At 74.9% G+C, this 24,884-nt stretch carries 23 protein-coding genes; 18 read left to right on the top strand and 5 right to left on the bottom strand.

What is annotated here, in order from left to right:
* Positions 1-108 precede the first annotated feature (108 nt).
* The 8 genes from BM165_RS17800 (at position 109) to BM165_RS25230 (ending at position 6,225) form a co-directional block, all read left to right on the top strand.
* Positions 109-1,710: an ABC-F family ATP-binding cassette domain-containing protein gene (locus BM165_RS17800; protein ID WP_075014900.1), complete on the top strand. Its 1,602-nt coding sequence runs from the start codon at positions 109-111 to the stop codon at positions 1,708-1,710.
* 29 nt (positions 1,711-1,739) lie between these two features.
* Entirely contained in the window at positions 1,740-2,123 is a 384-nt protein-coding gene (locus BM165_RS17795) for an MmcQ/YjbR family DNA-binding protein (RefSeq protein ID WP_075014899.1), read from the top strand.
* Between the two features lie 175 nt (positions 2,124-2,298).
* Positions 2,299-2,529: a helix-turn-helix domain-containing protein gene (locus tag BM165_RS17790; RefSeq protein ID WP_075014898.1), complete on the top strand. Its 231-nt coding sequence runs from the start codon at positions 2,299-2,301 to the stop codon at positions 2,527-2,529.
* The gene (locus BM165_RS17785) at positions 2,526-3,302 is read left to right on the top strand and encodes an enoyl-CoA hydratase/isomerase family protein (RefSeq protein WP_075014897.1); all 777 of its coding nucleotides are present in this window, start codon (positions 2,526-2,528) and stop codon (positions 3,300-3,302) included. The genes BM165_RS17790 and BM165_RS17785 overlap by 4 nt, the downstream gene beginning before the upstream one ends.
* An 84-nt stretch (positions 3,303-3,386) precedes the next feature.
* The gene (locus tag BM165_RS17780; protein ID WP_244274311.1) at positions 3,387-5,279 is read left to right on the top strand and encodes an ABC transporter ATP-binding protein; all 1,893 of its coding nucleotides are present in this window, start codon (positions 3,387-3,389) and stop codon (positions 5,277-5,279) included.
* Between the two features lie 43 nt (positions 5,280-5,322).
* Entirely contained in the window at positions 5,323-5,790 is a 468-nt protein-coding gene (locus BM165_RS17775) for an SgcJ/EcaC family oxidoreductase (RefSeq protein ID WP_075014895.1), read from the top strand.
* Positions 5,787-6,032: a rhodanese-like domain-containing protein gene (locus BM165_RS25235; RefSeq protein WP_075014894.1), complete on the top strand. Its 246-nt coding sequence runs from the start codon at positions 5,787-5,789 to the stop codon at positions 6,030-6,032. The genes BM165_RS17775 and BM165_RS25235 overlap by 4 nt, the downstream gene beginning before the upstream one ends.
* A gap of 31 nt (positions 6,033-6,063) precedes the next feature.
* Positions 6,064-6,225 (top strand): hypothetical protein, encoded by a 162-nt coding sequence (locus BM165_RS25230; RefSeq protein WP_208976792.1) that lies wholly within the window; start codon positions 6,064-6,066, stop codon positions 6,223-6,225.
* A gap of 7 nt (positions 6,226-6,232) precedes the next feature.
* Here the strand turns inward: BM165_RS25230 and BM165_RS17765 are convergent, their stop codons facing one another.
* The gene (locus tag BM165_RS17765) at positions 6,233-6,832 is read right to left on the bottom strand and encodes a TetR/AcrR family transcriptional regulator (protein ID WP_075014893.1); all 600 of its coding nucleotides are present in this window, start codon (positions 6,830-6,832) and stop codon (positions 6,233-6,235) included.
* A 93-nt stretch (positions 6,833-6,925) separates the two neighbouring features.
* Between BM165_RS17765 and BM165_RS17760 the strand changes: the two genes are divergently transcribed.
* The gene (locus tag BM165_RS17760; RefSeq protein WP_075014892.1) at positions 6,926-8,428 is read left to right on the top strand and encodes a DHA2 family efflux MFS transporter permease subunit; all 1,503 of its coding nucleotides are present in this window, start codon (positions 6,926-6,928) and stop codon (positions 8,426-8,428) included.
* 54 nt (positions 8,429-8,482) lie between these two features.
* Here the strand turns inward: BM165_RS17760 and BM165_RS17755 are convergent, their stop codons facing one another.
* From BM165_RS17755 to BM165_RS17745, 3 genes are read right to left on the bottom strand one after another with little or no spacing between them, the layout of a single operon-like run.
* The gene (locus BM165_RS17755; protein ID WP_075014891.1) at positions 8,483-9,178 is read right to left on the bottom strand and encodes a sirohydrochlorin chelatase; all 696 of its coding nucleotides are present in this window, start codon (positions 9,176-9,178) and stop codon (positions 8,483-8,485) included.
* Positions 9,175-9,936 carry an SDR family oxidoreductase gene (locus BM165_RS17750; protein WP_244274324.1) on the bottom strand — a complete coding sequence of 254 codons (762 nt, stop codon included), beginning with the start codon at positions 9,934-9,936 and terminating at the stop codon, positions 9,175-9,177. Before BM165_RS17750 ends, BM165_RS17755 begins: the two co-directional genes overlap by 4 nt.
* 6 nt (positions 9,937-9,942) lie before the next feature.
* On the bottom strand, positions 9,943-12,807 hold the full coding sequence (locus BM165_RS17745) for an aconitate hydratase (protein WP_280140728.1): 2,865 nt from the start codon (positions 12,805-12,807) through the stop codon (positions 9,943-9,945).
* 160 nt (positions 12,808-12,967) lie between these two features.
* Between BM165_RS17745 and BM165_RS17740 the strand changes: the two genes are divergently transcribed.
* The 8 genes from BM165_RS17740 (at position 12,968) to BM165_RS17705 (ending at position 21,711) form a co-directional block, all read left to right on the top strand.
* A complete protein-coding gene (locus BM165_RS17740) occupies positions 12,968-14,008 on the top strand; it encodes a hypothetical protein (RefSeq protein ID WP_075014890.1) in 1,041 nt (346 codons plus the stop codon).
* Between the two features lie 17 nt (positions 14,009-14,025).
* Positions 14,026-14,358, top strand: coding sequence for a hypothetical protein (locus BM165_RS17735; protein ID WP_075014889.1), 333 nt, complete (start codon positions 14,026-14,028; stop codon positions 14,356-14,358).
* Positions 14,355-14,786 (top strand): DUF1772 domain-containing protein, encoded by a 432-nt coding sequence (locus BM165_RS17730; RefSeq protein WP_075014888.1) that lies wholly within the window; start codon positions 14,355-14,357, stop codon positions 14,784-14,786. The genes BM165_RS17735 and BM165_RS17730 overlap by 4 nt, the downstream gene beginning before the upstream one ends.
* Positions 14,787-14,948: 162 nt before the next feature.
* Positions 14,949-16,487, top strand: a complete 1,539-nt coding sequence (locus BM165_RS17725; protein ID WP_075014887.1) for an AMP-binding protein — start codon at positions 14,949-14,951, stop codon at positions 16,485-16,487.
* A gap of 144 nt (positions 16,488-16,631) precedes the next feature.
* Positions 16,632-18,050: a C40 family peptidase gene (locus tag BM165_RS17720; RefSeq protein ID WP_244274310.1), complete on the top strand. Its 1,419-nt coding sequence runs from the start codon at positions 16,632-16,634 to the stop codon at positions 18,048-18,050.
* 298 nt (positions 18,051-18,348) lie between these two features.
* Positions 18,349-19,641: an AAA family ATPase gene (locus tag BM165_RS17715; RefSeq protein WP_075014886.1), complete on the top strand. Its 1,293-nt coding sequence runs from the start codon at positions 18,349-18,351 to the stop codon at positions 19,639-19,641.
* Positions 19,638-20,723, top strand: a complete 1,086-nt coding sequence (locus tag BM165_RS17710) for a DUF58 domain-containing protein (RefSeq protein WP_244274309.1) — start codon at positions 19,638-19,640, stop codon at positions 20,721-20,723. The genes BM165_RS17715 and BM165_RS17710 overlap by 4 nt, the downstream gene beginning before the upstream one ends.
* A 28-nt stretch (positions 20,724-20,751) precedes the next feature.
* The gene (locus BM165_RS17705) at positions 20,752-21,711 is read left to right on the top strand and encodes a VWA domain-containing protein (protein ID WP_075014885.1); all 960 of its coding nucleotides are present in this window, start codon (positions 20,752-20,754) and stop codon (positions 21,709-21,711) included.
* Positions 21,712-21,870: 159 nt separating this feature from the next.
* Here the strand turns inward: BM165_RS17705 and BM165_RS17700 are convergent, their stop codons facing one another.
* On the bottom strand, positions 21,871-22,842 hold the full coding sequence (locus BM165_RS17700) for a quinone oxidoreductase family protein (RefSeq protein WP_075014884.1): 972 nt from the start codon (positions 22,840-22,842) through the stop codon (positions 21,871-21,873).
* A gap of 484 nt (positions 22,843-23,326) precedes the next feature.
* Between BM165_RS17700 and BM165_RS17695 the strand changes: the two genes are divergently transcribed.
* Entirely contained in the window at positions 23,327-24,778 is a 1,452-nt protein-coding gene (locus tag BM165_RS17695; RefSeq protein ID WP_075014883.1) for a family 14 glycosylhydrolase, read from the top strand.
* Positions 24,779-24,884 lie beyond the last annotated feature (106 nt).

Raw genomic sequence — 24,884 nt, 5'->3', positions numbered from 1 at the left:
GGCGTCTGCGGAACCGATCTGTCCCGGACTGGGGACAGCGGCTCCTGCTGTGGACGTCACCCGTCTATCCGCTCGGGTTCCGGCGTGCGAGCGCCTACCCTGGGATCAGTGATCACGACGACCGGCCTGGAGCTGCGTGCCGGCGCCCGCATCCTCCTGAGCGACATCAGCCTGCGCGTGCAGCCCGGCGACCGCATCGGCCTGGTCGGGCGCAACGGGGCGGGCAAGACGACCACCCTCACCACGCTCGCCGGTGAGCGGCTCCCGCACGCGGGGAAGGTCGACGTCACCGGCGAGATCGGCTACCTCCCGCAGGACCCGCGCAGCGGCGACCTCGACATCAGCGCCACCGACCGCGTGCTGTCCGGGCGCGGCCTCGACGTCCTCAAGGCCCAGCTGGTCAAGGCGCAGGTGGCCATGGCCGAGCCCGCCGACGACGCCGAGCGCGACCGCGCGGTGCGCCGCTACGGCCGCCTCGAGGACCAGTTCGCCGCGCTCGGCGGGTACGCCGCCGAGAGCGACGCCGCCCGCATCTGCACCGCCCTCGGCCTGCCCGACCGCGTGATGGGGCAGCCGCTGCGCACCCTCTCCGGCGGGCAGCGGCGGCGCGTGGAGCTCGCCCGCATCCTGTTCTCCGACGCCGAGACGCTGCTGCTCGACGAGCCCACCAACCACCTCGACGCCGACTCGATCACCTGGCTCAAGGGCTTCCTCGCCGCGCACAGGGGCGGCCTGATCGTCATCAGCCACGACGTCGAGCTGCTCGAGGCCGTCGTCAACAAGGTGTGGCACCTCGACGCCAACCGGGCCACCGTCGACGTCTACAACCTCGGCTGGAAGGCCTACCTGACGCAGCGGGAGACCGACGAGCGCCGCCGCCGCCAGGAGCGGGCCAACACCGAGCGCAAGATCGACGCGCTCACCGCGCAGGCGGACAAGATGCGGGCCAAGGCGACCAAGGCCAAGGCCGCGCAGAGCATGGACAAGCGCGCGCAGCGGCTCGCCGCGGGCCTGGAGGCCGTCCGCCAGCAGGACCGCGTGGCGAAGCTGCGGTTCCCCACGCCGTCGCCGTGCGGGCGGACGCCGCTGACCGCGGAGGGGCTGAGCAAGAGCTACGGCTCCCTCGAGGTGTTCACCGACGTCGACCTCGCCGTCGACAAGGGGACGCGCGTGGTCGTCCTCGGCCTCAACGGCGCGGGCAAGACGACGCTGCTGCGGATGCTGGCCGGCACCGAGGCGCCCGACACCGGCGAGGTCCGGCCCGGGCACGGCCTGCGGATCGGCTATTACGCGCAGGAGCACGAGACGCTGGACATGGACCGGTCGCTGCTGGAGAACATGCGCTCGGCGGCGCCCGACAGCACCGACACCGAGCTGCGGCGCATCCTCGGCGCGTTCCTGTTCTCCGGTGACACCGTCGACCAGCGCGCGGGGACCCTCTCCGGCGGCGAGCGGACCCGGCTGGCCATGGCGACGCTCGTCGTCTCCGGCGCCAACGTGCTGCTGCTCGACGAGCCGACCAACAACCTCGACCCCGCCAGCCGCGAGCAGGTGCTCGACGCGCTGCGCACCTACGCCGGGGCGATCGTGCTCGTCACCCACGACGAGGGAGCCGTGCGGGCGCTGGACCCGGACAAGGTGATCCTGCTGCCCGACGGCACCGAGGACACCTGGAGCGAGGACCTCGCCGACCTGGTCGAGCTGGCGTAGCCCCGGCGGCCCGGTTCCCGGAGGTGGCGGTGGCGAGCTGGGACGACGTGCGGCGCATCGCGCTGGACCTGCCCGGCGCCGTCGAGGAGGACGGCGGGCGCACGCGGTCCTGGCGGGTGGGGAGCAGGGCCTTCGCCTGGGAGCGCCTGCTGCGCCGCGGGGAGCGGGAGCGGCTCGGCGACCGGGCGCCACAGGGCCCGGCCCTGGGGCTGCGCACCGCCGACCCGGGGGTGGTCGACGCCCTCGTCGCCGCCCGTCCGGGGGTGTTCTTCACCGTCGCCGGCTACGGCCTGCACCCGATGGTGCTCGCGCACGTCGAGCGGGCCGACGTCGAGGACCTCGACGAGGCGATCACCGAGGCGTGGTGGTGCCGGGCCCCGCGCCGGCTGCGGGAGGAGCTCGGCGGCCGGTGACGGCGGCCCGCGCCCGTCCGGGCCACCCGCGGTCGTCCTCCTCGCGTGGCCGAGGTCGCCCGACTGGGTGATCATCGACGGGTGAGGTCGCCGTCACGGGGACGGTGGCACCAGGCGGACCAGCACCGGGCGCGACGGCTCCGGCCGGCGCGGACGGCGGCGACGGAGGGGAGTCATGGCCGACTCGAGCACGGCGGACCTGAGCAAGGGCAAGCGGATCACGGGTGGGGACCGCACGTCCCTCGCCGACGAGCTGAAGAAGCGTTACGACGGTGGGGAGAGCATCCGCTCCCTGGCCACCTCGACCAACCGGTCCTACGGGTTCGTGCACCGGCTCCTGTCGGAGTCCGGTGCCACGCTGCGCAGCCGCGGCGGGGCGAACCGGAACAGCAAGAAGAGCGCGTGACGGCGGTCGACACCGACGGCCGGGTCCGTACCAGTCGCGAGGGGGCGGTCCTGACCGTCACCCTCGACCGTCCCGAGCAGCTCAACGCCCAGACACCGGCGATTTGGACGGCGCTGGCGGCGGTCGGCGCCTCCCTCGACGACGACGTCCGCGTGGTCGTCGTGCGGGGGGAGGGGCGCTCGTTCTCCGCGGGGCTGGACCGCAGCCTGTTCAGCGCCGACCCCTCCACCCCGGGCGGCCTCGGCCAGCTCGGGTCCATGCCGGCCGAGCAGACGCAGGAGCGGATCCGCGGCTACCAGGCCGGGTTCCGGTGGCTGCGCTCGCCGGGGATCGTCTCGGTCGCCGCGGTGCAGGGGCACGCGATCGGGGCCGGGGCGCAGCTGGCCCTGGCCTGCGACCTGCGGGTGATGACCGAGGACGCGTCGCTGCGGCTGCCCGAGGCGACGCTGGGGCTGGTGCCCGACCTGACCGGCACCAGCACACTGGCCGAGCTGGTCGGGTACGCGCGGGCACTGGAGCTGTGCGTGACCGGCCGGCCGGTGCCCGCGGCGGAGGCGCTGTCGTGGGGGTTGGCCAACGCGGTCGTCCCGGCGGCGGAGCTCGACACGGCCGTCGCGGCCCTGGTCGCGGCCATCACCGCACCGCCGGTGGGAGCGGTCCGGGAGACGGCGGCGCTGGTGCGCTCCGCCGTCCGCAACGACCCGCAGGCCCAGGACGCCGCCGAGCGGGCCGCCCAGACCCGGCGGCTGGCGGCGCTGGCCCAGGGGGGCTGAGCGCCCGACGGATCCGGAACAGCCGGGGACCGGCCGCCGTTGGACAGGCGGCCGGTCCCCGTCCGGAGATGAGGAGGTCGTGTCGTGAGCAGTCCCATGACCTCCATGGCGGCGATGCGGTCCTTCCGCCGGGACCCGTCGGTCACCTCGCGCGAGCTGCCGAAGGGCACCGTGCGCCGCGTCCTCGGCATCGCGCGGCCCTACCGGCGCGAGCTGACGTCGTTCCTCGCGCTCGTCGTCGCCTCCTCCGTCATCGGGGTGATCACCCCGCTGCTGGCCGGCGACATCATCAACCGGATCGCCCGCCTCGACGGCACCGCGGGCGGCATCGTCCGGATCGCGCTGGTCATCGCCGGTCTCGCCGTCGTCGACGCCTTCATCTCGGTGGCCACCCGCTGGTACTCCGCCCGGATCGGCGAGGGTGTCATCTACGACCTGCGCGCCCGCGTCTTCGAGCACGTGCAGCGCATGCCGGTCGCGTTCTTCACCCGCACCCAGACCGGCGCGCTGGTCAGCCGGCTCAACAACGACGTCGTCGGGGCGCAGCAGGCCTTCACCTCGACCCTGTCCGGCGTCGTCTCCAACGTCATCGGGCTGGTGCTCACCGCCGGCGTCATGTTCTCGCTGTCGTGGCAGATCACCCTGCTCTCGCTGGTGATGGTGCCGCTGTTCGTCCTGCCCGCGCGCCGGATCGGCAAGCGGCTGCAGGAGATCACGCGCGAGTCCTACGGCCTCAACGCGTCGATGAACGCGACGATGACCGAGCGGTTCAACGTCGCCGGCGCGCTGCTGGTCAAGCTGTTCGGCCGGCCCGAGGCCGAGGCCGAGAGCTTCCGCGGGCGCGCGGCGCGGGTGCGCGACATCGGCGTGCTGTCGGCCATGTACGGCCGCACCTTCTTCACCGCGCTCACGCTGGTGGCGGCGCTGGCCACCGCCCTGGTCTACGGCCTCGGCGGGTGGCTGGCCTTCGACGGGTCGCTGTCGCCGGGCGACGTCGTCGCGCTGGCCCTGCTGCTGTCGCGGCTCTACGGCCCGCTGACCGCGCTGTCCAACGTCCGGGTCGACGTCATGAGCGCGATGGTGAGTTTCGACCGCGTCTTCGAGGTGCTCGACCTGCCGCCGATGATCGCCGAGGCGCCCGGCGCGGTGCCGCTCCCGGACGGCGACCGGTCGATCGAGTTCGACTCCGTCTCGTTCAGCTACCCGGCGGCCGCGGACGTCTCCGTCGCCTCCCTCGAGGACGTGTCGCTGCCCGAGCACGGCGGGCCGACCGCGGTGCTGCACGACGTGTCCTTCCGGGTCGAGCCCGGGCAGCTCGTGGCGCTCGTCGGGCACTCCGGCGCCGGCAAGTCGACGATCGTCAACCTCGTGCCGAGGCTCTACGACGTGACGGCCGGCGCCGTGCGCATCGGCGGGGTCGACGTCCGGCAGGCGACGCTGGCCTCGCTGCGCGACACGATCGGCGTCGTCAGCCAGGACGCCCACATGTTCCACGACACCATCCGCGCCAACCTGCTCTACGCCCGGCCAGGGGCTCCCGAGGAGCAGCTGTGGTCGGCCCTCACCGGGGCGCGGATCGCCGCGCTGGTCGCCTCGCTGCCCGACGGGCTCGACACCGTCGTCGGCGACCGCGGCTACCGGCTCTCCGGCGGTGAGAAGCAGCGCCTGGCGATCGCGCGGGTGCTGCTCAAGGCGCCGGGGGTCGTCATCCTCGACGAGGCCACCGCGCACCTCGACAGCGAGTCGGAGGTGGCGGTGCAGCACGCGCTCGACGCCGCGCTCGCGGGCCGGACGTCGCTGGTGATCGCCCACCGGCTGTCGACCATCCGCAGCGCCGACCAGATCCTCGTGGTCGACGACGGTCGCATCGTGGAGTCAGGTACTCACGACGAGTTGCTGGCGCTCGGGAGCCGCTACGCCGACCTCTACCGGACCCAGTTCGCCGACGGCGAGCGTCGGACGGTCGGTGCGGCGTAGCAACTAGCGTTCCTCCTGCCCCAGCTGCACCAGGAGGAGCTCCGTGACGTCCGCCCACCCGTACGACGCCCAGATCCGCGCGCTCTACGCCGACTTCGTGGACGGCTGGAACCGGCGCAGCGGGGCGGCGGTCGCCGCGGTCTTCGCCGACGACGGCGACATGGTCGGCTACGACGGCACGACCGTCAGCGGGCGGCTGTCGATCGCCTCGGACCTGCGGCGGGTGTTCGGTAGCCATCCGACGGCGACCTACGTGGCGGTCGTCCGCTCGGTGCGGGCCGTCACCGACGGCGTGGCCGTGCTGCTCGCCCACGCCGGGATGATCCCGCCGGGCGAGGACGACGTGGACCCCGGCCTGCACAGCATCCACACCCTGGTCGCCGTCGACGAGGGCGGCGGCCGGTGGAAGACGACGCTGTTCCAGGCGACGCCGGCCGCGTGGCTGGGGCGCCGCGACGCCCGGGAGGCGCTCACCGCCGAGCTGCGGGGGCTGCTGGCCACCGCCCGGTGAGCGTGCTCGTCGGCGCCGCGGACCTGCTCGCCGCGCCCCGGCACCCGGTGCTGCTGGACGTCCGCTGGGCGCTCGGTGACGACCGTGGCCGGGAGCGGTACCTGGGCGGGCACCTGCCGGGCGCGGTGTTCGTCGACCTGGAGACCGAGCTGGCCGCGCCGCCGTCGGCCGCCAGGGGCCGGCACCCCCTGCCGGCGGTCGCGGACCTGCAGGCCGCCGCCCGCCGGCGGGACCTTCCGTGACGACCTGGCCGGCCGGTTCGCCGCACTCGGCGTGCGGCCGGGGACGGCGGTCGGCGTCTACTGCGGGTCGGGCGTCACCGCCGCGCACGAGGTGGCCGCCCTGGCCGGAGCCGGGATCGAGGCGGCGCTGTGGCCGGGGTCGTGGTCGGAGTGGACCGCCGACCGGTCCCGCCCGGTCGCCACCGGCTCCTGACGAGGGGTCAGCCGGCCGGCCGGTCCGGTGGTCCGAGCAGCGCGCGCAGCGCGGGCTCGAGCAGCCGCTCGATGTCGGCGCGCGACGCCTCGGACACGGCCGGGATCCGGAGCAGGTAGCGCGACAGGCCCAGCCCCATGACGCACGCGGCCAGCAGTCCCGCCCGCAGGTCGGCGTCCTCGCCGCCGATCCGGTCGGCCACGCCGGAGGCGACCGAGCACATGACGTCGTCGCGCAGCGTGCGGTTGGCCTCGGGGTGGGTGAGGCAGCTGCGCATCAGGGCGACCGCGCCGTCCCGGCCGCCGGCGCCCTCGAACGTCTCGAACAGGTCGGCGAGGGCGGCGGCCGGCACCTGCTCGCGCGGGACGTCGAGGACGGACACCTGGTCGTGCGCCCACCGGGTCGCCTCGGTGAAGAGCTTCTCCTTGCTGCCGAAGTACTGCATCACCAGGGCGGGATCGACCCCGGCCGCCGTGGCCACCGCCCGGATGGTGGCGCGCTCGAAGCCGGTCTCGGCGAACAGGGCGCGGGCCGCTTCGAGGATCGCGGCCTCGGTGCGGCGACGGCGCTCGTCGCGGGACACGGGGGCGGGACCGTCGGTGGACACGAGTTCACTCTACAGCCGTTGACCGGTGCCGACGCTCGCTCTACGTTCGTTGAGTCATCGCTCCACGAGCGTTGAGTCAACCGAGGAGTCGTCGTGACCACCATCGCCTCGCCCACCGGGCCGGGTCCCCTCCTGCACGCGGACGGGCGGGAGGTCCGTGCGGGCCTCGCGCTCGCCGTGCTCGCCATCAGCCAGCTCATGGTCGTGCTCGACGTGTCGATCGTGAACGTCGCGCTGCCCGACATCGCCGTCTCCCTCGGCGTGGACAGCCAGAACGACCTGTCGTGGATCGTCACCGGCTACACGCTCACCTTCGGCGGCTTCCTGCTGCTCGGCGGCAAGCTCGCCGACCGGCTGGGACGGCGCCGGGTCTTCGTCCTGGGCACCGTCCTGTTCGCCGTCGCCTCGCTGCTCGGCGGCCTCGCCGGCGACCTCGGGCTGCTCGTCGTCGCCCGGCTGGCGCAGGGCCTCGCCGGGGCGCTGATGGCCCCGGCGGCGCTGTCGCTGCTCACCGTGGTCTTCGCGGAGGGCCGCGAGCGCAACCGCGCGCTCGGCATCTGGGCGGCCATCTCGGCCGGGGGCGCGGCCATCGGGCTCATCCTCGGCGGGGTGCTCACCGAGTACGCCAGCTGGCGCTGGGTGCTGTTCGTCAACGTCCCCGTCGCCGTGCTCGCCGTCGTCGGTGCCCTGCGCGTCCTCCCCGAGAGCCGCGACGAGCGGGCCGGCGGCTTCGACGTCCCCGGCGCCGTCCTGGTCACCGGCGGGCTCGTCGCGCTGGTCTACGCGCTGGTGAAGGGCAACGACTTCGGCTGGGCCTCCGCCCGGACGCTCGGGATGCTCGCGCTGGCGGCCGTCCTCCTGGCCCTGTTCGTGGTGGTGCAGCGCCGCGCCGCCGACCCGCTGGTCGACTTCCGGCTGTTCCGGTCGCGGTCGGTGCTGGGGGCAGACCTCGGGGCGCTGTTCGTCGGCGCCGGCATCTTCGCGGTCTTCTTCTTCCTCGTGCTCTGGATGCAGCAGGTCAACGGCTACTCGCCGCTGGAGGCGGGGTTCGCCTTCCTCCCGATGACCGTCGCGATCGTGATCGGGGCCGCGATCGCCTCCCCGCTGCTGGGGCGGGTCGGACCCCGGCCGCTGCTGGTCGCCGGCCCCGCGCTGGCCGCCGCCGGGATGCTCGTCCTCGGCCTGCGGCTGGACCCCACCGCCTCCTACCTGACGATCGTGCTGCCGTCCCTGGTCACGGTGGCCCTGGGCATGGGCCTGACGTTCGTGGCGCTGACCAGCGCTGCCGTGGCCGGCGTCCCGCAGGAGGACGCGGGCGTGGCCAGCGCGCTGCTCAACGCCGGCCAGCAGGTCGGTGGTGCGCTGGGCCTGGCCATCCTGACCGCGGTCAGCACGGCACGCACCGACGCCCTCGCCCCCGCGGGGTCCCCCGCCGCGCCGGGGTACGTGCCCGCCCTCGTCGAGGGCTGGGGTCTCGGGTTCGTCGTCGCGGCCGGGTTCCTCGCCGCGGCCGGGGTCATCGGCGGAGCGCTCGTCCGGGTGTCCCGGGCGGAGGCCGCCGAGGCGCTCCCGGCGGCCGCCGGCGCGGTCGGGTAGCCGCACCCGGGCCCGCCTCCCGCACGCGGGAGGCGGGCTCCGGGGCAGCGGGGCTCAGCCGAGCGCGGCGTCGTAGCGGTCGAGCAGGACGGCGGCGATGCGCTCGTCGGGCAGCAGGGGAGCGGTGACGACGTCGGCGCCGGCCTCGGCCAGCTTGCCGTGGAAGTGGCCCGGCGCGAGCAGGTAGGCGGCGACGACGACCCGCTCGGCGCCGGCGCGGCGGGCCGCGGTCACGGCGTCGGCGACCGGGGGCTGCGCGGCCGAGCCGTAGCCGGTGGTCACCGGGCCCGCCCAGGAACGCTGCAGCAGGTCGGCGGTGTCCTCGACGTCGGCCACCGACCGCGGGTCGGACGATCCGGCGGCGGCCAGCACGACGGCGGTGAGTGGGTCACGGGGGTCGGCGCCGGCCTCGACCAGCCGGTCGGAGAGCACCGCGGCCAGCCGCGGGTCGGGGCCCAGCGGGCGGGCGGCGACGGCGGAGTCGTGCGCGGCCACCGCTCCGGCGATGTCGACGTGCACGTGGTAGCCACCCGACAGCAGCAGCGGCACCACCACCGCCGGGCGTCCCTCGCCCGCCAGCCCGGCGACGACGTCGACCACGGTGGGCGGCTGGACGTCGACGAAGGCCGCCGTCGTCACCAGGCCCGGGCGCAGCCGGCGTGCGGCCAGGCCCAGCTCGGCAACCAGGCGCCGCCCGGTGGGGTTGCGCGTGCCGTGGGCGCAGGCGACGAGGACCGGTGCGTCGCTCACGGGGTGCGGAGGACGCCGCCGTCGACGGCGACCATGGTGCCGGTGACGTAGGACGCGGCGGGGGAGAGGAGGAAGGCCGCGACCCGGCCGAACTCGTCGGGCTGCCCGACACGGCGCAGCGGGATGCCCTTCTCGGTGCGCGCCCGCGCCGCGGCGGGGTCGCCGGAGGCGGCCTCGATCTCGGTGATCCGGTCTGTGGCGACGGTGCCGGGCATCAGCCCGACCACCCGGATGCCGCGCGGGCCGAGCTCGTCGGCCAGCGCCTTGAGGGTCATGGCCAGGCCGGGCCGCAGGCCGTTGGAGATGGCCAGGTGCCCGATCGGCTGGCGCACCGACGTGGACAGCACCATGCCGATCGCCGCGCCCTCGCCGAGGTGCGGCACCAGCTCCCGCAGCAGCCGCAGCGGACCGAGCAGGACGCTGTCCACGGCGTCGCGCCAGGCGTCCTCAGGAGTCCCGAGCACCGAGCCCGGCGCCGGGCCGCCGACGCTGACGAGCAGGCCGTCGACCCGGCCGAGCCGCTCGAGCGCCGTCGTCACCAGGGTGTCGGCGGCGGCGGGGTCGGCGAGGTCGGCGGCCACCCCGGACGCGCCGTCGCCGAGCCCGGCGACGGCGGCGTCGACGGACTCCTGCGACCTGGAGCTGACGAGGACGCGCGCCCCGTCGGCGACGAGGGCCCGGGCGGTCGCGAGGCCAGCCCCCGGCTCGCGCCGGTGAGCAGGTACCCGCGACCGCCCAGGCCCAGATCCATGTCGCAGCCCCGATCAGGCGGCCGTGCCCCGCAGCGAGCGGAGGACGTACTGCATGATCCCGCCGTTGCGGTAGTAGTTCGCCTCGCCGGGGGTGTCGATGCGGACGCGGGCGTCGAACTCCACGTCACCCGCCTTCACCTTGACCGTGCGCGGGGTCTCGCCGTCGGTGAGGGCGGTGATCCCGGTGATGGTGAACTCCTCGTCGCCGGTCAGGCCGAGGGACTCCCGGTTCTCGCCCTCGGGGAACTGCAGCGGCAACACGCCCATGCCGATGAGGTTGGAGCGGTGGATGCGCTCGTAGCTCTCGGCGATGACCGCCTTGACGCCCAGCAGCGCCGTCCCCTTGGCCGCCCAGTCGCGCGAGGAGCCCGAGCCGTACTCCTTGCCGGCCAGCACGACCAGCGGGATGCCGGCGTCGATGTAGGCGCGCGAGGCGTCGTAGATCGTCGTCGTCTCGCCGGTCAGGTGGTTCTTGGTGACGCCACCCTCGGTGCCGGGCACCAGCTGGTTGCGCAGCCGGATGTTGGCGAAGGTGCCGCGGATCATCACCTCGTGGTTCCCGCGCCGGGACCCGTAGGAGTTGAAGTCGCGGCGCTGCACGCCGTGCTCGGACAGGTACTTCCCGGCCGGGCTGTCGGCCTTGATCGACCCGGCGGGGGAGATGTGGTCGGTGGTCACCGAGTCGCCGAGCACGGCCAGCGTGCGGGCGCCGGTGATGTCCTGGACCGGGGCCGGCTCGGCCGGCATGCCCTCGAAGTACGGGGGACGGCGCACGTAGGTGCTCTGCGGGTCCCACTCGAAGGTGTCGCCGGTCGGCGTCGGCAGCGCCTGCCACTGCTCGGTGCCGGCGAAGACGTCGGCGTAGTCCTTGCTGAACATCTCCGCGGAGACGGCGTGGTCGATGACCCGCTGGACCTCCTGCGGCGAGGGCCAGATGTCGCGCAGGAAGACGTCGTTGCCGTCCTCGTCCTGCCCGAGCGGGTCGTCGTTCAGGTCGACGTCCATCGACCCGGCCAGCGCGTAGGCGATGACCAGTGGCGGGGAGGCCAGGTAGTTCATCTTGACGTCGGGGTTGATCCGGCCCTCGAAGTTGCGGTTGCCCGACAGCACCGAGACGACCGCGAGGTCGGCCTCGTTGACCGCCGCGCTGACCGGCTCAGGGAGCGGGCCGGAGTTGCCGATGCACGTGGTGCAGCCGTAGCCGACGAGGTAGAAGCCCAGCTTCTCCAGGTACGGGGTGAGCTCGGCCTTCTCGTAGTAGTCCATGACGACCTTGGACCCGGGGGCCAGCGTCGTCTTGACCCACGGCTTGGTGCTCAGGCCCCGCTCGACGGCGTTCTTGGCCAGCAGCGCCGCGCCGATCATGACCTGCGGGTTGGACGTGTTGGTGCACGAGGTGATCGCCGCGATCACGACCGAGCCGTGGTCGATGGCCGTCTCGGTGCCGTCGTCCATGACCACGCGGGTGCGCTTCGAGGGGCGCCCGGAGACGGCGTCGTCCTCGTAGTGGTGCGGCTTGCCGGCGCTGCCGTTGCCGCCCTCGCTGCCCGGTGCCGAGCCGGCCGGGTCGGAGGCGGGGAAGGACTCCGCCGAGGCCTCGTCGACGGAGGACTCGACGCCGTAGGGCTGCTCGTTCTGCGGCACGCCGGGCTTGCGGTCGTCGCCGCCGGTCTCGTCGGCCGACACGTAGTCGGCCAGCGCGGCGCGGAAGGCGTGCTTGGCGTCGGTGATGGCGACGCGGTCCTGCGGGCGCTTCGGGCCGGCGATCGAGGGGACGACCGTGGCGAGGTCGAGCTCGAGGTACTCGGAGAAGGCGATCTCGCGCGACGGGTCGTGCCAGAGGCCCTGCTCCTTGGCGTAGGCCTCGACGAGGGCCACCTGCTCCTCGGAGCGGCCGGTGAGCCGCAGGTAGGTGATGGTCTCCTCGTCGATGGGGAACATCGCCGCGGTGGAGCCGAACTCCGGGCTCATGTTGCCGATCGTGGCGCGGTTGGCCAGCGGGACGGCCGAGACGCCCGCGCCGTAGAACTCGACGAACTTCCCGACCACGCCGTGCTGCCGCAGCATCTCGGTGATCGTGAGGACCAGGTCGGTGGCGGTGGCGCCCCCGGGCAGCTCGCCGGTCAGCTTGAAGCCGACCACGCGCGGGATGAGCATCGACACCGGCTGGCCGAGCATCGCGGCCTCGGCCTCGATGCCGCCGACGCCCCAGCCGAGCACGCCCAGGCCGTTGACCATCGTGGTGTGGCTGTCGGTGCCCACGCAGGTGTCGGGGTAGGCGACGACGCGGTCGCCGTCCTGGCGCGGGAACACCACGCGGGCGAGGTGCTCGATGTTGACCTGGTGGACGATGCCGGTGCCCGGCGGGACGACCTTGAAGTCGTCGAAGGCGCCCTGGCCCCAGCGCAGGAACTGGTAGCGCTCGCCGTTGCGCTCGTACTCGATCTCGACGTTGCGCTCGAAGCTCTCCGGGGTGCCGAAGACGTCGGCGATGACGGAGTGGTCGATGACCAGCTCGGCAGGGGCGAGCGGGTTGATCTTGTTGGGGTCGCCGCCCAGGTCGGCCATGGCCTCGCGCATGGTGGCGAGGTCGACGATGCAGGGGACGCCGGTGAAGTCCTGCATGACCACGCGGGCCGGGGTGAACTGGATCTCCTGGTCGGGCTCGGCCGACGGGTCCCAGTTCGCGATCGCGCGGATGTGGTCGGCGGTGATGTCCGCGCCGTCCTCCGTGCGCAGCAGGTTCTCGAGCAGGACCTTCAGGCTGAAGGGGAGCGAGCCTGCGCCCTCGACCGCGTCGAGCCGGTAGATGTCGTAGTCGGTGCCGGCGACGCTGAGCGTCGACCGTGCCCCGAAGCTGTCCTTGCTGGCTGCCACTGCTTGCGCCTCACCCTCGAGTGTCCATCCGGCTTGAGTGCCACCCTCCATCATCCCAGCCCCGCCGGCGCGCCCGCTGGTGAGGCGACCCTTGCCTGCCGTGCGCGCAGACACGCGGGAGCGCCCGGTTGGCCGCACGGCCGGCGGGTAACCCCACGCCGTGGGGGACGCCCGTCACGACGCCGCTCGTCCCGGGGGCGCGGGTCCCGGAACCGCCCCGGCCGCGGCCGGCGACGGCACCCCGGCCGCGGCGGCCCCGGGGAGCGGCCGGCCCGGCGCGGGACGGCACCGCAGGCGCCGCTCCCACCGGCGCCTGCTCCTGCCGCTGCTGACCGTCCTGCTGGTCGGTGGCGCCCTCTCCTTCCTCGCCGCCGGGGACCGGTGGCCGTTCGCCGGTGAGCCGCCGTCGCAGCCCTCGGCGTCGCCCCGCGCCGCGCCGACGACGCCGGGTTCCCCGGTCCTCGCACCGCAGCCGGCCACCGGCACGCCCGACGAGCGGCTCGCCGCCACCACCACCGCGGTCGCCGACGCCCTCGCCGGCGACCCCGGCGGGCTCGGCCCCGCGGGGGAGGACCTGTTGGCCGGCCTGCGCCGGGTGCAGGCCGCCGAGGGTCCGGCGCGGCAGCTGGCCGCCGTCGTGGTCGGTGACTCCGTCACGACTGCGGTCGACGCAGGCGGGCTCGACGAGCAGGCGGGGCGGCAGGTCCTCGACACCCTCGCGGCCGTCGCCCGGCCGGAGCGGCTCATCGACCTCGTGGCGATGGTGGAGGCGGGCCCGCCGGCGATCGGCCCGGCCGGGGCCGAGCTGTTCGGCGAGCTGCTGGCGCTCGACCACGAGGTCCCCGCGGGGGAGACCGCCGTCCGGGCCGGCGAGCTGCTGCGGGAGGTGAGCACCGCCGCGGCCGAGGGCCGGGTGAGCGAGGCGTTCCGTGCGGTGGCGGCGCCGACGCTGGAGCGGCTGGCCGACCCGGCGGTGCACGAGGACCTGCAGGAGCTGCTGGCCGCCGCCGAGGCAGACCCCGGCCGGATCGGTCCCGCGGCCCCGCAGGTGCTCGCCTCGCTGCGGGCCGCCGCCGAGCAGCCGGTGTGGCCGCAGGGGAACACGGCCCGTGACCTGCTCGCGCTCCTGCGCCAGGACGGCCAGGTCACGACCGCCTTCCGGGAGGAGGCCGTGCCGGTCGTCGAGGCGCTGGTCCGCTGAGCGCCCGCCGTCCGTCCATGGCCCCGCCCGACCCGGACCGGCAGGCGCAGCTCGCGCGCTACCGCGAGCTGGTGCTGCACGAGCTGCCGCGGCGGGCCCGGGAGGGCCGCTGGGTGGTCACCGCCGACCACTGCTTCGGCCGGATCGTGCTCGACCACGCCGTCGCCGGGCGCTGGTACGACGTCCTCGACCGCCGCCGCTCCCCGGCCTTCGCGCAGCTGTCCGACGAGCAGCTGGCCGTGGCGGTGGCGCTGGCCGAGCGGGTGCTCGCCGAGGGCGACCCGCTGCTGCGCGAGCTCGACGCGCGGAGCCTCGAGTGGCGGGGCAAGCCGCCCAAGCGCCGCCCATGACGCTGCTCGTCGCCCACCTGGTGCTGACCGCCGCCTACGCCGGGTTCCAGTGGACGGTGCGCGGGCTGGTCTACCCGCAGTTCCGGCAGGTCCCGCCGGACGCGTTCCACGCCTACGAGCGGGCGCACCAGCGGCTGATCGCCCGCGTCGTCGGGCCGCTGTTCGCCGGCCAGGCCGTCACCACGCTGTGGCTGCTCGCCGCACGGCCGGCGGGGACCCGCTTGCTGCCGGTGCTCGCCGGCGGCGCCTGCTTCGCCGCCGTCCTCGCCGTGACGGCGCTGGTCGCCGTCCCGCTGCACCGGCGGCTCGACGCCGGCTGGGACGCCGCCGCCCACCGCGCGCTGTGCCGCGCCGACACCGTCCGGGCGCTCGCCGCGTCGGCCGGGACGGCGGCCGCCGCCTGGGCGGTCCTCGCGGCGCAGGGCTGAGGCCGTCCTCCCGCACCGCGGGGCGTCCTCCCTCACCGCGCACCGTGCGGGAGGACGCTGCACGATCAGGTCACCTGATCGTCGCGGACACGGCTAGCGTGACGGCGACCACGTCGAGCGGCTGAGCGGCCCGCCGTCAGCCCTGGCCACCGGGAGCCCGGCATGCGCGTCCCCCTGACAACCCGCGACTTCCTCGACCGCGCCGAGCTCGTCTACGGCGACCGGGTCGGGATCGTCGACGAGCCGGGCCAGCCCGCGCCGTCCCTGGGCGAGGTGTCCTGGCGCGAGGTGGCCCGCCGCGGCCGCGCGCTGCAGGCCGGCCTGGACGCGCTGGGCGTGGGGGAGGGCGAGCGGGTGGCCGTCGTCAGCCACAACGCCGCCCGGCTGCTGGAGGTGCTGCTCGCGGTCCCGTCGTCCGGGCGGGTGGCGGTGCCGGTGAACTTCCGGCTCAACCCCGAGGAGGTGTCCTACATCGTCGGGCACAGCGGCGCGCGGGTGCTGCTGGTCGACCCGGAGCTGGAGACCTCGCTCAAGCGCGTGCAGGCCGAGCACCGGTTCGGCACCGGCGAGGAGTACGAGCAGCTGCTGCGCTTCGACGCGGAGGCCCGCCCGTGGGCCGAGCCCGACGAGGACGCCACCGCCACGATCAACTACACCAGCGGGACGACGGCGCGGCCCAAGGGCGTGCAGATGACCCACCGCAACATCTGGGTCAACGCGGTCACCTTCGGCATGCACATGCAGGTGAGCGACCGCGACGTCTACCTGCACACGCTGCCGATGTTCCACTGCAACGGCTGGGGCCTGCCGTACACGATGGCCGGCGTCGGTGCCCGCCAGGTGGTGCTGCGCAAGGTCGACGGCGCGGAGATCCTGCGCCGCGTCGAGCAGCACGGCGTCACGATGATGTCCGGCGCGCCCGCTGTCTGGAACGCCGTCCTGGAGGCCGCCGCCGACTGGGACGGCGAGGTCCCCGGCCGCGACCGGGTGCGCATCGTGGTCGCCGGGGCGCCGCCGCCCTCGCGCACCATCGCCCGCGTCGAGGCCGAGCTCGGCTGGGAGTTCAACCAGATCTACGGCCTCACCGAGACCGCGCCGCTGCTGACGGTCAACCGGCCGCGCGCGGAGTTCGACGACCTCGACCCCGAGGAGCGTGCGAAGCGGCTGTCCCGGGCCGGCGTGCCGGCGCTCGGCACCCGGCTGCGGGTCAGCGAGTCCGGCGAGGTGCTCGCGCAGGGCAACACCGTGCTCGCCGGCTACTGGGAGAACCCCGACGCCTCGGCGGAGGCCCTGGAGGGCGGCTGGTTCCACACCGGCGACGGCGGCACCCTCGACGACGGCGGCTACCTGACCATCTCCGACCGCAAGAAGGACGTGATCATCACCGGCGGCGAGAACGTCTCCTCCATCGAGGTGGAGGACGCCGTCTTCAGCCACCCCGCCGTCGCCGAGGTCGCCGTCATCGGCATCCCCGACCAGAAGTGGGGGGAGCTGGTCACCGCCATCGTCGTGCTGGCCGAGGGGCAGAGCGCCACCGCGGAGGAGATCATCGCCCACTGCCGCTCGCGGCTGGCCGGGTACAAGGCGCCCAAGCGGGTCGAGTTCCGCGACGAGCTGGCCCGCACCGCCACCGGCAAGATCCAGAAGTTCAAGCTGCGCGAGCCGTTCTGGGCCGACACCGGCGGCCGCCAGGTGAACTAGCGCCTCCCCCATCGGGGGGACACCGCCCCCGACGGACCTCCGCGCGTGCCCCGGACCGGTCGATCCCGGTCCGGGGAGCGCCCGCACGGGTGCCCCGAGGAACCGCGCCGGCCCCGTCGCCGGCGCACCGGGAGGGGTCGGCACGTGGGTACGCGCACGCGACATCAGCACTGGGCGGTCCGGGTCGCCGGGACGGCGGTCGCCGCCCTGGCCGTCCTCGGGCTGACCCCGGGCACCGCCGCGGCGGCACCCGGCGACGCCGAGATCGCTGCCGCCGAGGCCGAGCGGGCCGCCGCCGACGCGCAGGTGGGCGTGCTCAGCGCCCAGCTCGCCGAGGCCGAGGCCGCCGCCGCGCAGGCGCACCAGGCCGCGCAGATCGCGCTGCAGGACTACGAGCAGACCCAGGCCGCCTACGAGGCCGCCCGCGACACCGCCGAGCACGCCGCCACCGCGGCGACGCGGGCCGATGCCGCCGCCGTCACCGGCCGCGGGCAGCTCGCCGCCTACGCCCGCGACGCCTACGTCCAGGGCAGCACCGCGCCCGGCGCCGTCGCGCTGCTCAGCGCCGAGGGCCCGGCCCAGCTCGTCGAGCGCTCGGCGCTGCTCGCGGCCGCCGGCGCCCACCGCGTCGACGTCGTCGGGGAGCTCGTCGAGCTGCAGGAGCAGGCGGACGTCGCCCGGCAGGAGGCCGAGCAGGCGTCCGAGGAGGCCGCGGCCCTGCAGGAGCAGGCCGCCGCCGCGCTGGAGAGCGCGCAGGCCCAGGAGCTCGACGCCCGCGAGCGGACCGCCGCGCTCGCCGGGCAGCGCGACGCCGTCATCGCGCAGGCCGAGGCCGCCGGTCAGGAGGTGACCGCGCTCCGGCAGGAGCAGGACGCCGCCGAGGCCGCCGCCGCTGCTGCTGCCGCCGCTGCGTCCCGGCCCGCGCCCCAGGCCCCGCCCGCACCCACCGCCCCGGCTCCGGTTCCGAGCGCGCCCGCGCCGTCGGCTCCGTCGGCGCCCGCCCCGTCCGCGCCCGCCGCACCTGCCCCCGTCGCGCCCGCTCCCGTCGCGCCTGCCCCCGTGGCACCGGCTCCCGTCGCGCCGGCCCCGAGCGCCCCGGTGGGGAACCCGACGCCGCCGCCGACCACCAGCGCCGGCGCGCCTTCGGCGTCGGCCGTGCAGACCGCCGTCGATGCGGCGCTGTCCCAGCGCGGGCTGCCCTACAGCTGGGGCGGCGGCGGCAGCAACGGCCCGGGCTACGGCATCCCGCCGGACACCCGCATCTGGGGCTTCGACTGCTCCGGGCTGACCGAGTACGCCTACGCCCGCGCCGGCATCCGCATCGGCGGGACCAGCCGCGACCAGTGGTGGCTCAACCGCGGGAAGACCGTGGCGCGCGCCGACCTGCGCGCCGGCGACCTCGTCTTCTGGGGCGGCGGCAGCTCGTACACGTCGATCTACCACGTGGCGCTCTACATCGGGAACGGCAAGGTGGTCCACGCCCCGCAGAGCGGCGACGTCGTCAAGGTGACGTCGATGTGGTTCGGCAGCGACTACTTCGGCGCGGTGCGGCCGACCGCCTAGGCGGCACCGGGGGAGTTGGGGCGTCGGGCAGCCACGGGGGGAGCTGCCCGACGCACTGACCACGCTAGCAGCCACGGGGCGCCAGGTGCAGGGGCAGCGCCCGCTCGCTCGGCGCGTCCTCCCCGCCTCGCGGCGTGTCCCGCCCGCGGCCGGCCCGGCGTGCCGCCGCGCACGACCGGACGGACTGCCAGCCGCAGGTGGGACACTGGCGCCGGGACGGGCGGAAAGGCCCCGTCACCGGCCTCTCCGGGAGCCCAGCACGGACCCGGGGGGCGCGGACCGGCACCCGAGGAGCCCCGTGACCACCGCCGCCAGCACCCCTCTCGACAAGCCCGCCGGTGCCACCGCCGCGGCCGCCGGTGCCCCGGTCCCGCCGTCGGCGGACGCCGCGCGGCTGGAGCGGGCGCTGTTCGAGATCAAGCGGGTCATCGTCGGCCAGGACCGCCTGGTCGAGCGGATGCTGGTCGCCCTCCTCGCCCGCGGCCACGTCCTGCTCGAGGGTGTGCCCGGCGTCGCGAAGACCCTCGCGGTGGAGACGCTGGCCCGGGTCGTCGGCGGCCGGTTCGCCCGCCTGCAGTTCACCCCCGACCTGGTGCCGGCCGACATCCTCGGCACCCGCATCTACAAGGCCGGCCAGGACGCCTTCGACACCGAGCTGGGCCCGGTGTTCGCCAACTTCGTCCTCACCGACGAGATCAACCGCGCGCCGGCGAAGGTGCAGTCGGCGCTGCTGGAGGTCATGGCCGAGCGGCAGGTGTCCATCGGCGGCGTCACCCACAAGCTGCCCGACCCGTTCCTCGTGCTGGCCACGCAGAACCCCATCGAGTCCGAGGGCGTCTACCCGCTGCCGGAGGCCCAGCGCGACCGCTTCCTCATGAAGGTGCTCGTCGACTACCCGAGCCCCGAGGAGGAGCGGGAGATCATCTACCGGATGGGCTCCACGCCGCCGGTGGCCGAGACCGTCCTCGGCCCCGACGACCTGCGCCGCATGCAGCGCACCGCCTCGCAGGTGTTCGTGCACCACGCGCTCGTCGACTACGTCGTCCGGCTCGTGGTCGCCACCCGGCAGCCGCGCGAGCACGGCATGGACGACGTCGCCTCGTGGGTCTCCTACGGCGCCAGCCCCCGGGCCTCGCTCGGCCTGATCGCCGCCAGCCGCGCGCTGGCGCTGGTCCGCGGCCGCGACTACGTGCTGCCGCAGGACGTCCTCGACGTCACCGCCGACGTGCTGCGCCACCGGCTCGTGCTCTCCTACGACGCCCTCGCCGACGGCGTGCCGGCCGACCACGTGGTCAAGCGGATCCTGCAGACGGTGCCGCTGCCGCAGGTCACCCCGCGCCAGCGCGCCGGCGGCTTCGGCCCCGCGGCGCCGGGCGGCCCGCAGGTCCCGCCGCCGGGTGCGCCGCAGTACGGCCCGCCGCAGGGCCTGCCCCCGTACGGTGGGCCCGGCTTCCCGGCCGGCCAGCCGCTGCAGGGCGGCCCGGTGCAGAACGGCCCGCAGCAGGTCGGCCCGGCGCAGAACGGTCCCGCCCCGCAGCAGAACGGCCAGCCCGGCAGCAACGGCCACGGCCCCGGCCACCCGCAGGCGTGATCCGGCGTCGCGCCCGCGCGCGGGCGGGGGAGGACGCTGCCCCACCGGGTGCGGCGGGGACGGCGGCGTCCCCGGCGGCGTCCCCGGGCGCTCCGCCCGCGCCGCCGGGGCCGGCCGCCCCGGCGGGCACCCCGGGTTCGGGGATCGACGCCCGGGACGGCGACGGGTCGCTGCCGCACTTCGGCGAGGGCCCGGCCGACGTCCTCCTGCAGCGGCTGGAGTACACCGTCCGGCGGCGGCTCGACGGGCTGCTGCAGGGCGACCACCTCGGCCTGGTCCCGGGCTCGGGCAGCGAGGCCGGCGACTCGCGCACCTACCACCCCGGCGACGACGTCCGGCGGATGGACTGGCCGGTGACCGCGCGCACCCAGGTGCCGCACGTCCGGGAGACGATCGCCGACCGCGAGCTGGAGACGTGGGCGGTGGTCGACCTCTCGGCCAGCCTCGACTTCGGCACCGGCCTGTGCGACAAGCGCGACCTCGCCATCGCCGGCCTGGCCGCCGTCAGCCACCTCACCGTCCGCGGCGGCAACCGGCTGGGCGCCGTCGTCACCACCGGCGAGCGCGTCGACCGCTACCCGGCCAAGCCCGGGCGGCTGGCCGCCGACCGGCTGCTGCGCGGGGTGGTCGCCACGCCGCGGGCGACCACCGGCCGCCGCGGCGACCTCGCCGCGGCGCTGGAGACGCTGCGCCGCCCGCCGCGCCGCCGCGGGCTGGTCGCCGTCGTGAGCGACTTCCTCGGCGACACCGACTGGGAGCGGCCGCTGCGCGGGCTGGGTGCCCGGCACGAGCTGCTGGCGATCGAGGTGGTCGACCCCCGGGAGCTGGAGCTGCCCGACGTCGGCCTGCTCACCGTCGTCGACCCGGAGTCGGGGCAGACGCTGGAGGTGCCCACCGGCGACCCGCGCTTCCGGGCCCGCTTCGCCGAGGGCGCGGCCGAGCAGCGGCGGGAGATCGCCGCGGCGCTGCGCCGCTGCGGTGCCGGGCACCTGCAGCTGCGCACCGACCGCGACTGGCTCATGGACGTCGTCCGGTTCGTCGCCGACCGGCGGCGCGCCGGCAGCGGCGGGGCCTCCCGGTGACCGCCCCGAACCCCAGAGAGGTCCCCTCGTGAGCTTCCAGTCACCGCTGTGGCTGACCGCGGTCGTCCCCGTCGTCGCGCTGGCCGTGCTCTACGTGGTCAAGCAGCTGCGCCGCCGGGTGTACGCGGCCCGGTTCTCCCAGACCGGGCTAGCCGCCGGGCTGCTGCCCAAGCGCGCCGGGTGGGTGCGGCACGTCGCGTTCGGCCTGACGCTGACGGCGCTGCTCGGGCTGGTGCTCTCCCTGGCGCAGCCGAGCACCGAGGTGCGCGTGCCCCGGGAGACCGCCACCGTCGTGCTGGCGCTGGACGTGTCGCTGTCGATGCAGGCCGAGGACATCGAGCCGAGCCGGTTCGAGGCGATGAAGGACGCCGCCGCGGACTTCGTCGACATCCTCCCGGAGCGGATCAACCTCGGGCTGGTGTCGTTCTCCGGCACCGCCTCCACGCTGGTCACGCCCACGACCGACCGTGACCAGGTGCGCGGCGCCATCGAGAACCTGGAGCTGTCGGAGGCGACGGCGATCGGGGAGGCGATCTTCACCTCGCTCACCGCGATCAGCACGTTCCAGTCCACCCTCGACGTCGGCGAGGACGAGGAGCTGCCGCCGGCGCGGATCCTGCTGCTCTCCGACGGCTACAACACGGTGGGCCGGGAGAACAGCCAGGCGATCGGGGCGGCGACGGCGGCGGGCGTGCCGGTGTCGACGATCGCGTTCGGCACCGACTACGGCTCGATCGAGATCGGCGGCGAGGTGACGCCGGTGCCGATCGACCGCGACGCGCTGCGCGCCATCGCCGACGAGACCGGCGGGCAGTACAACGAGGCCCGCACCCGCGCGGAGCTCGAGGCCGTGTACGACGACCTGGGCAGCCAGATCGGCTACACCACCGAGCCGCAGGACGTCTCCTACTGGTTCGTCCGGATCGCCACGCTGCTGCTGTTCGGTGGGCTGGGCCTGGCCGCCTGGCGCCTGCAGCGCCTCTTCTGACGGAGCGCCTCAGCCGTCCCGCGGGATCGGCCGGGGCGCTGGTCCCCACCACCTCGGCTCCAGCGGGGCCTCCGGCACAGGGAGGCCCCGCTGGAGCCGAGCTCGTCCGCGGACCGCTCCCGTGCGCGCCACGGCGGGGCGGAGTGGCCCGGTCCGGGCTCAGCGGGTGGGGTCGAGGACGAGCTTGCCGGTGGTGCGGCGGGCGAGCAGGTCCTGGTGCGCCTCGCGGACAGCCGTCAGCGGGTAGCGGCCGCCGCCGACCGGCTTCAGTGCCCCGTCGGCGACCAGCGGCAGCATGTCGCCCATGGCGTCGTCGAGCATGGCGGGCCGGCTGAAGCAGTGCGCCAGCCAGAAGCCGACGACGGCGCGGCTGGTGCCCATGAGCGCGGGCGCCTGCACCGGCTTCGGCGGGCGCCGGCCGGCCATGCCGTAGGCCACCAGCCGGCCGAACGGGGCCAGCGCCGAGAACGAGCCGTCGAAGACGTTGCCGCCGGTCATCTCCAGGACGACGTCGACCCGCCTGCCGCCGTTGGCCTCGCGCAGGGCGGCGGTGAAGGCCTTCGGGTCGTCGTCGGCGAGCGCCGGGTCGACGGTCGCGTCGGCACCGAGCTCCTCGGCCAGCGCGCGCTTGTCGGGGCTCGACGCGGTGGCGATGACGCGGCCTGCGCCCCAGCGCTTGGCCAGCTGGACGGCGAGGGAGCCGACCCCGCCGGCGCCGGCGATCACGACGACGGACTCCCCGGCGGCGAGGTGCGCGCTGGTGCGCAGCAGGTGCCAAGCGGTGGTGCCCTGCAGCACGAGGGCGAGGGCCTGCTCGTCGGTGACCGCGTCGGGCACCGGCCACGTCAGCCGCGGGCTGCCGACGACCTTCTCGGCGTACCCGCCGCCCTCGACCAGGCCGACGACGCGCTCGCCGCCGCCGGCCGGGCGGCCGACGAACTCGGCGCCCGGGACCAGCGGGAGGGTCTGCGGCGCCAGGTAGCTGTCCTCGGTCTGGTGGGTGTCGGCGAAGTTCACGCCCGAGGAGCTCACCTCGTAGAGCTGCTGGCCGTCGCCGGGGACGGGGTCGGGGAGGTCGACGACGTCCATCACTTCAGGGCCGCCGAAGCGGGTGATCTGCACGGCACGCATGCGCGTCAGGCTAGGGGCCACCTGCGCACCGGGCTCGAATGGAGGGGAGGGGCGGCCGCAGGGGATCACATGCGGACGAGGGCACGTTCGGACCGATCGGGCGTGGGCGCCTCGTGAACCGGCGACGGCGCGTAGACCGCGACAACTCGCTCACCCGGACCCTTCGGTCGAGCGAGCTGGCTGAGCGCCCGCACGGGGCCGCGGTGCAGGTCCATGCGGCCCGGGACTCTGCCGGCGAGTCAATCCGGCCGCCTCGCACTGAGCCGGCGGACGACCCCGAGCGGTGCGGCGTGTGCAGGAGAACGGCTGCTCGTTCACAGCTCGCGAGGTCCTGTGCTACCTGAGGTCGAGCGAGGCCGCTAGTGCGCCGAGTCGAGGCCGGCAGCCGGTCCGGACCGCGAGTCTCGCAGGACACGCCGGGGAGACGATGCCGACCGGAGACTGACCCGTGACCCGGCGCGGCGGGCTGGCAGGATGCCCATCTGTGAGGCACGCCACAGTCACCCTCGCCGTCCTCAGCCTGCTCCTCGCCGGTGCCGGCGCCGCTCACGCCGCGCCCGCGGACGGCCCCGTGCCTCCCGGGCCTGTGGCGCTGGACAACCCGGAGTTCACCGCCAATGTGATGGCGCCGCTCCAGGTGACCGACTGGGTAGCGTTCGAGGCCGACCTCGAGACCGTGGCCGCCTACGGCGTGGACGCCGTCAGCGTCGACGTGTGGTGGGGCGACGTCGAGGGCGAGGCGGACAACCGGTTCGACTGGAGCTACTACGACCGGGTCTTCGACGTGATCACGTCCAAGGGCCTCGACCTCGCGCCGATCCTGTCCTTCCACCAGGCCGGCGGCAACGTCGGTGACGACTACACCAGCCTGCTGCCGTCGTGGCTGTGGCCCAAGTACGCCGGCGTCACCTACCGCGGCATCGAGCTCGGTCCGACGGGACTCCAGCACCAGAGCGAGCAAGGGAACTACAGCGTCGAGAGCGTGCAGGGCTGGGCCGACCAGGTGGTCATGAACGAGTACCGCGACTTCACCCGGGCCTTCGAGCAGCAGTACGGGGACGTCTACGCCGACGAGGTGGTCGAGGTCAATGTCTCGCTCGGACCGTCCGGCGAGCTGAGGTACCCCTCCTACAACCAGCACGACGAGGGCACTGGCTACCCGACCCGGGGCGCCGTGCAGGCCTACTCCCCGTTGGCCGTGCAGGACCTCCGCAGTCAGATGCTGCACCGGTACGGCTCCCTGGAGGCGATCAACCGCGCCTGGGGGACCGACCTCGCGTCGGTGCAGGAGATCGGCCCGCCAGCGGACGCCGATGCCTTCTTCGCCGGCCTGGACTACCTGGACACGCAGTACGGCCGCGACTTCGTGGACTGGTACAACGGCTCGCTCGTCGAGCACGGCGAGCGTGTGCTGTGGACGGTCATCGACTCCCTCGGCGAGGATTTCCCGGATGCCGACATCGGCTACAAGGTGCCGGGAATTCACTGGTCGATGACCAACCCCGCCCATCCCCGGGCCGCCGAGGTGACCACCGGCCTGATCCAGACCAGCATCGACCTCGACTCCTGGGCGACCGGGCACGGCTACCAGCGAGTCGTCGAGCTGGCCAACCGGTTCGACGGCGGCCCCCGCGAGGTGGTCATGCACTTCACCGCGCTGGAGATGGACGACCAGCCCGGTCCGGAGGCGCACTCGTTGGCCCAGACCCTGGTGCAGTGGATCGGCGACTACGCGTTCCGCGCCGGCGTCGAACTCAAGGGCGAGAACGCGCTCGCCGGCGGGGTCGCGTCCGAGGAGGGCTGGGACAACATCGACCAGGCCTTCGAGACGTGGGGGTACCTCGGGCTGACCGTGCTCCGGATCGGTGATGTGTCCTCGGGTGTTGGGGCCCGCCGGTATGCGGAGTTGATCGCGACGTACAGCCCCGACATCTGACGGCGCGGCGGCACTCTCGCGACGTGGAGCCGGGAGTCTCTGTGCTGGCGCGGACGAGCTGTGGCATCCCGGCGGTGGGATGGCCGCCGCAGCAGTTCCGGTCCGC

The sequence above is a fragment of the Geodermatophilus obscurus genome (assembly GCF_900115395.1).
Taxonomy (GTDB): domain Bacteria; phylum Actinomycetota; class Actinomycetes; order Mycobacteriales; family Geodermatophilaceae; genus Geodermatophilus; species Geodermatophilus obscurus_B.
This window is presented reverse-complemented; position numbering and strand designations above follow the sequence as displayed.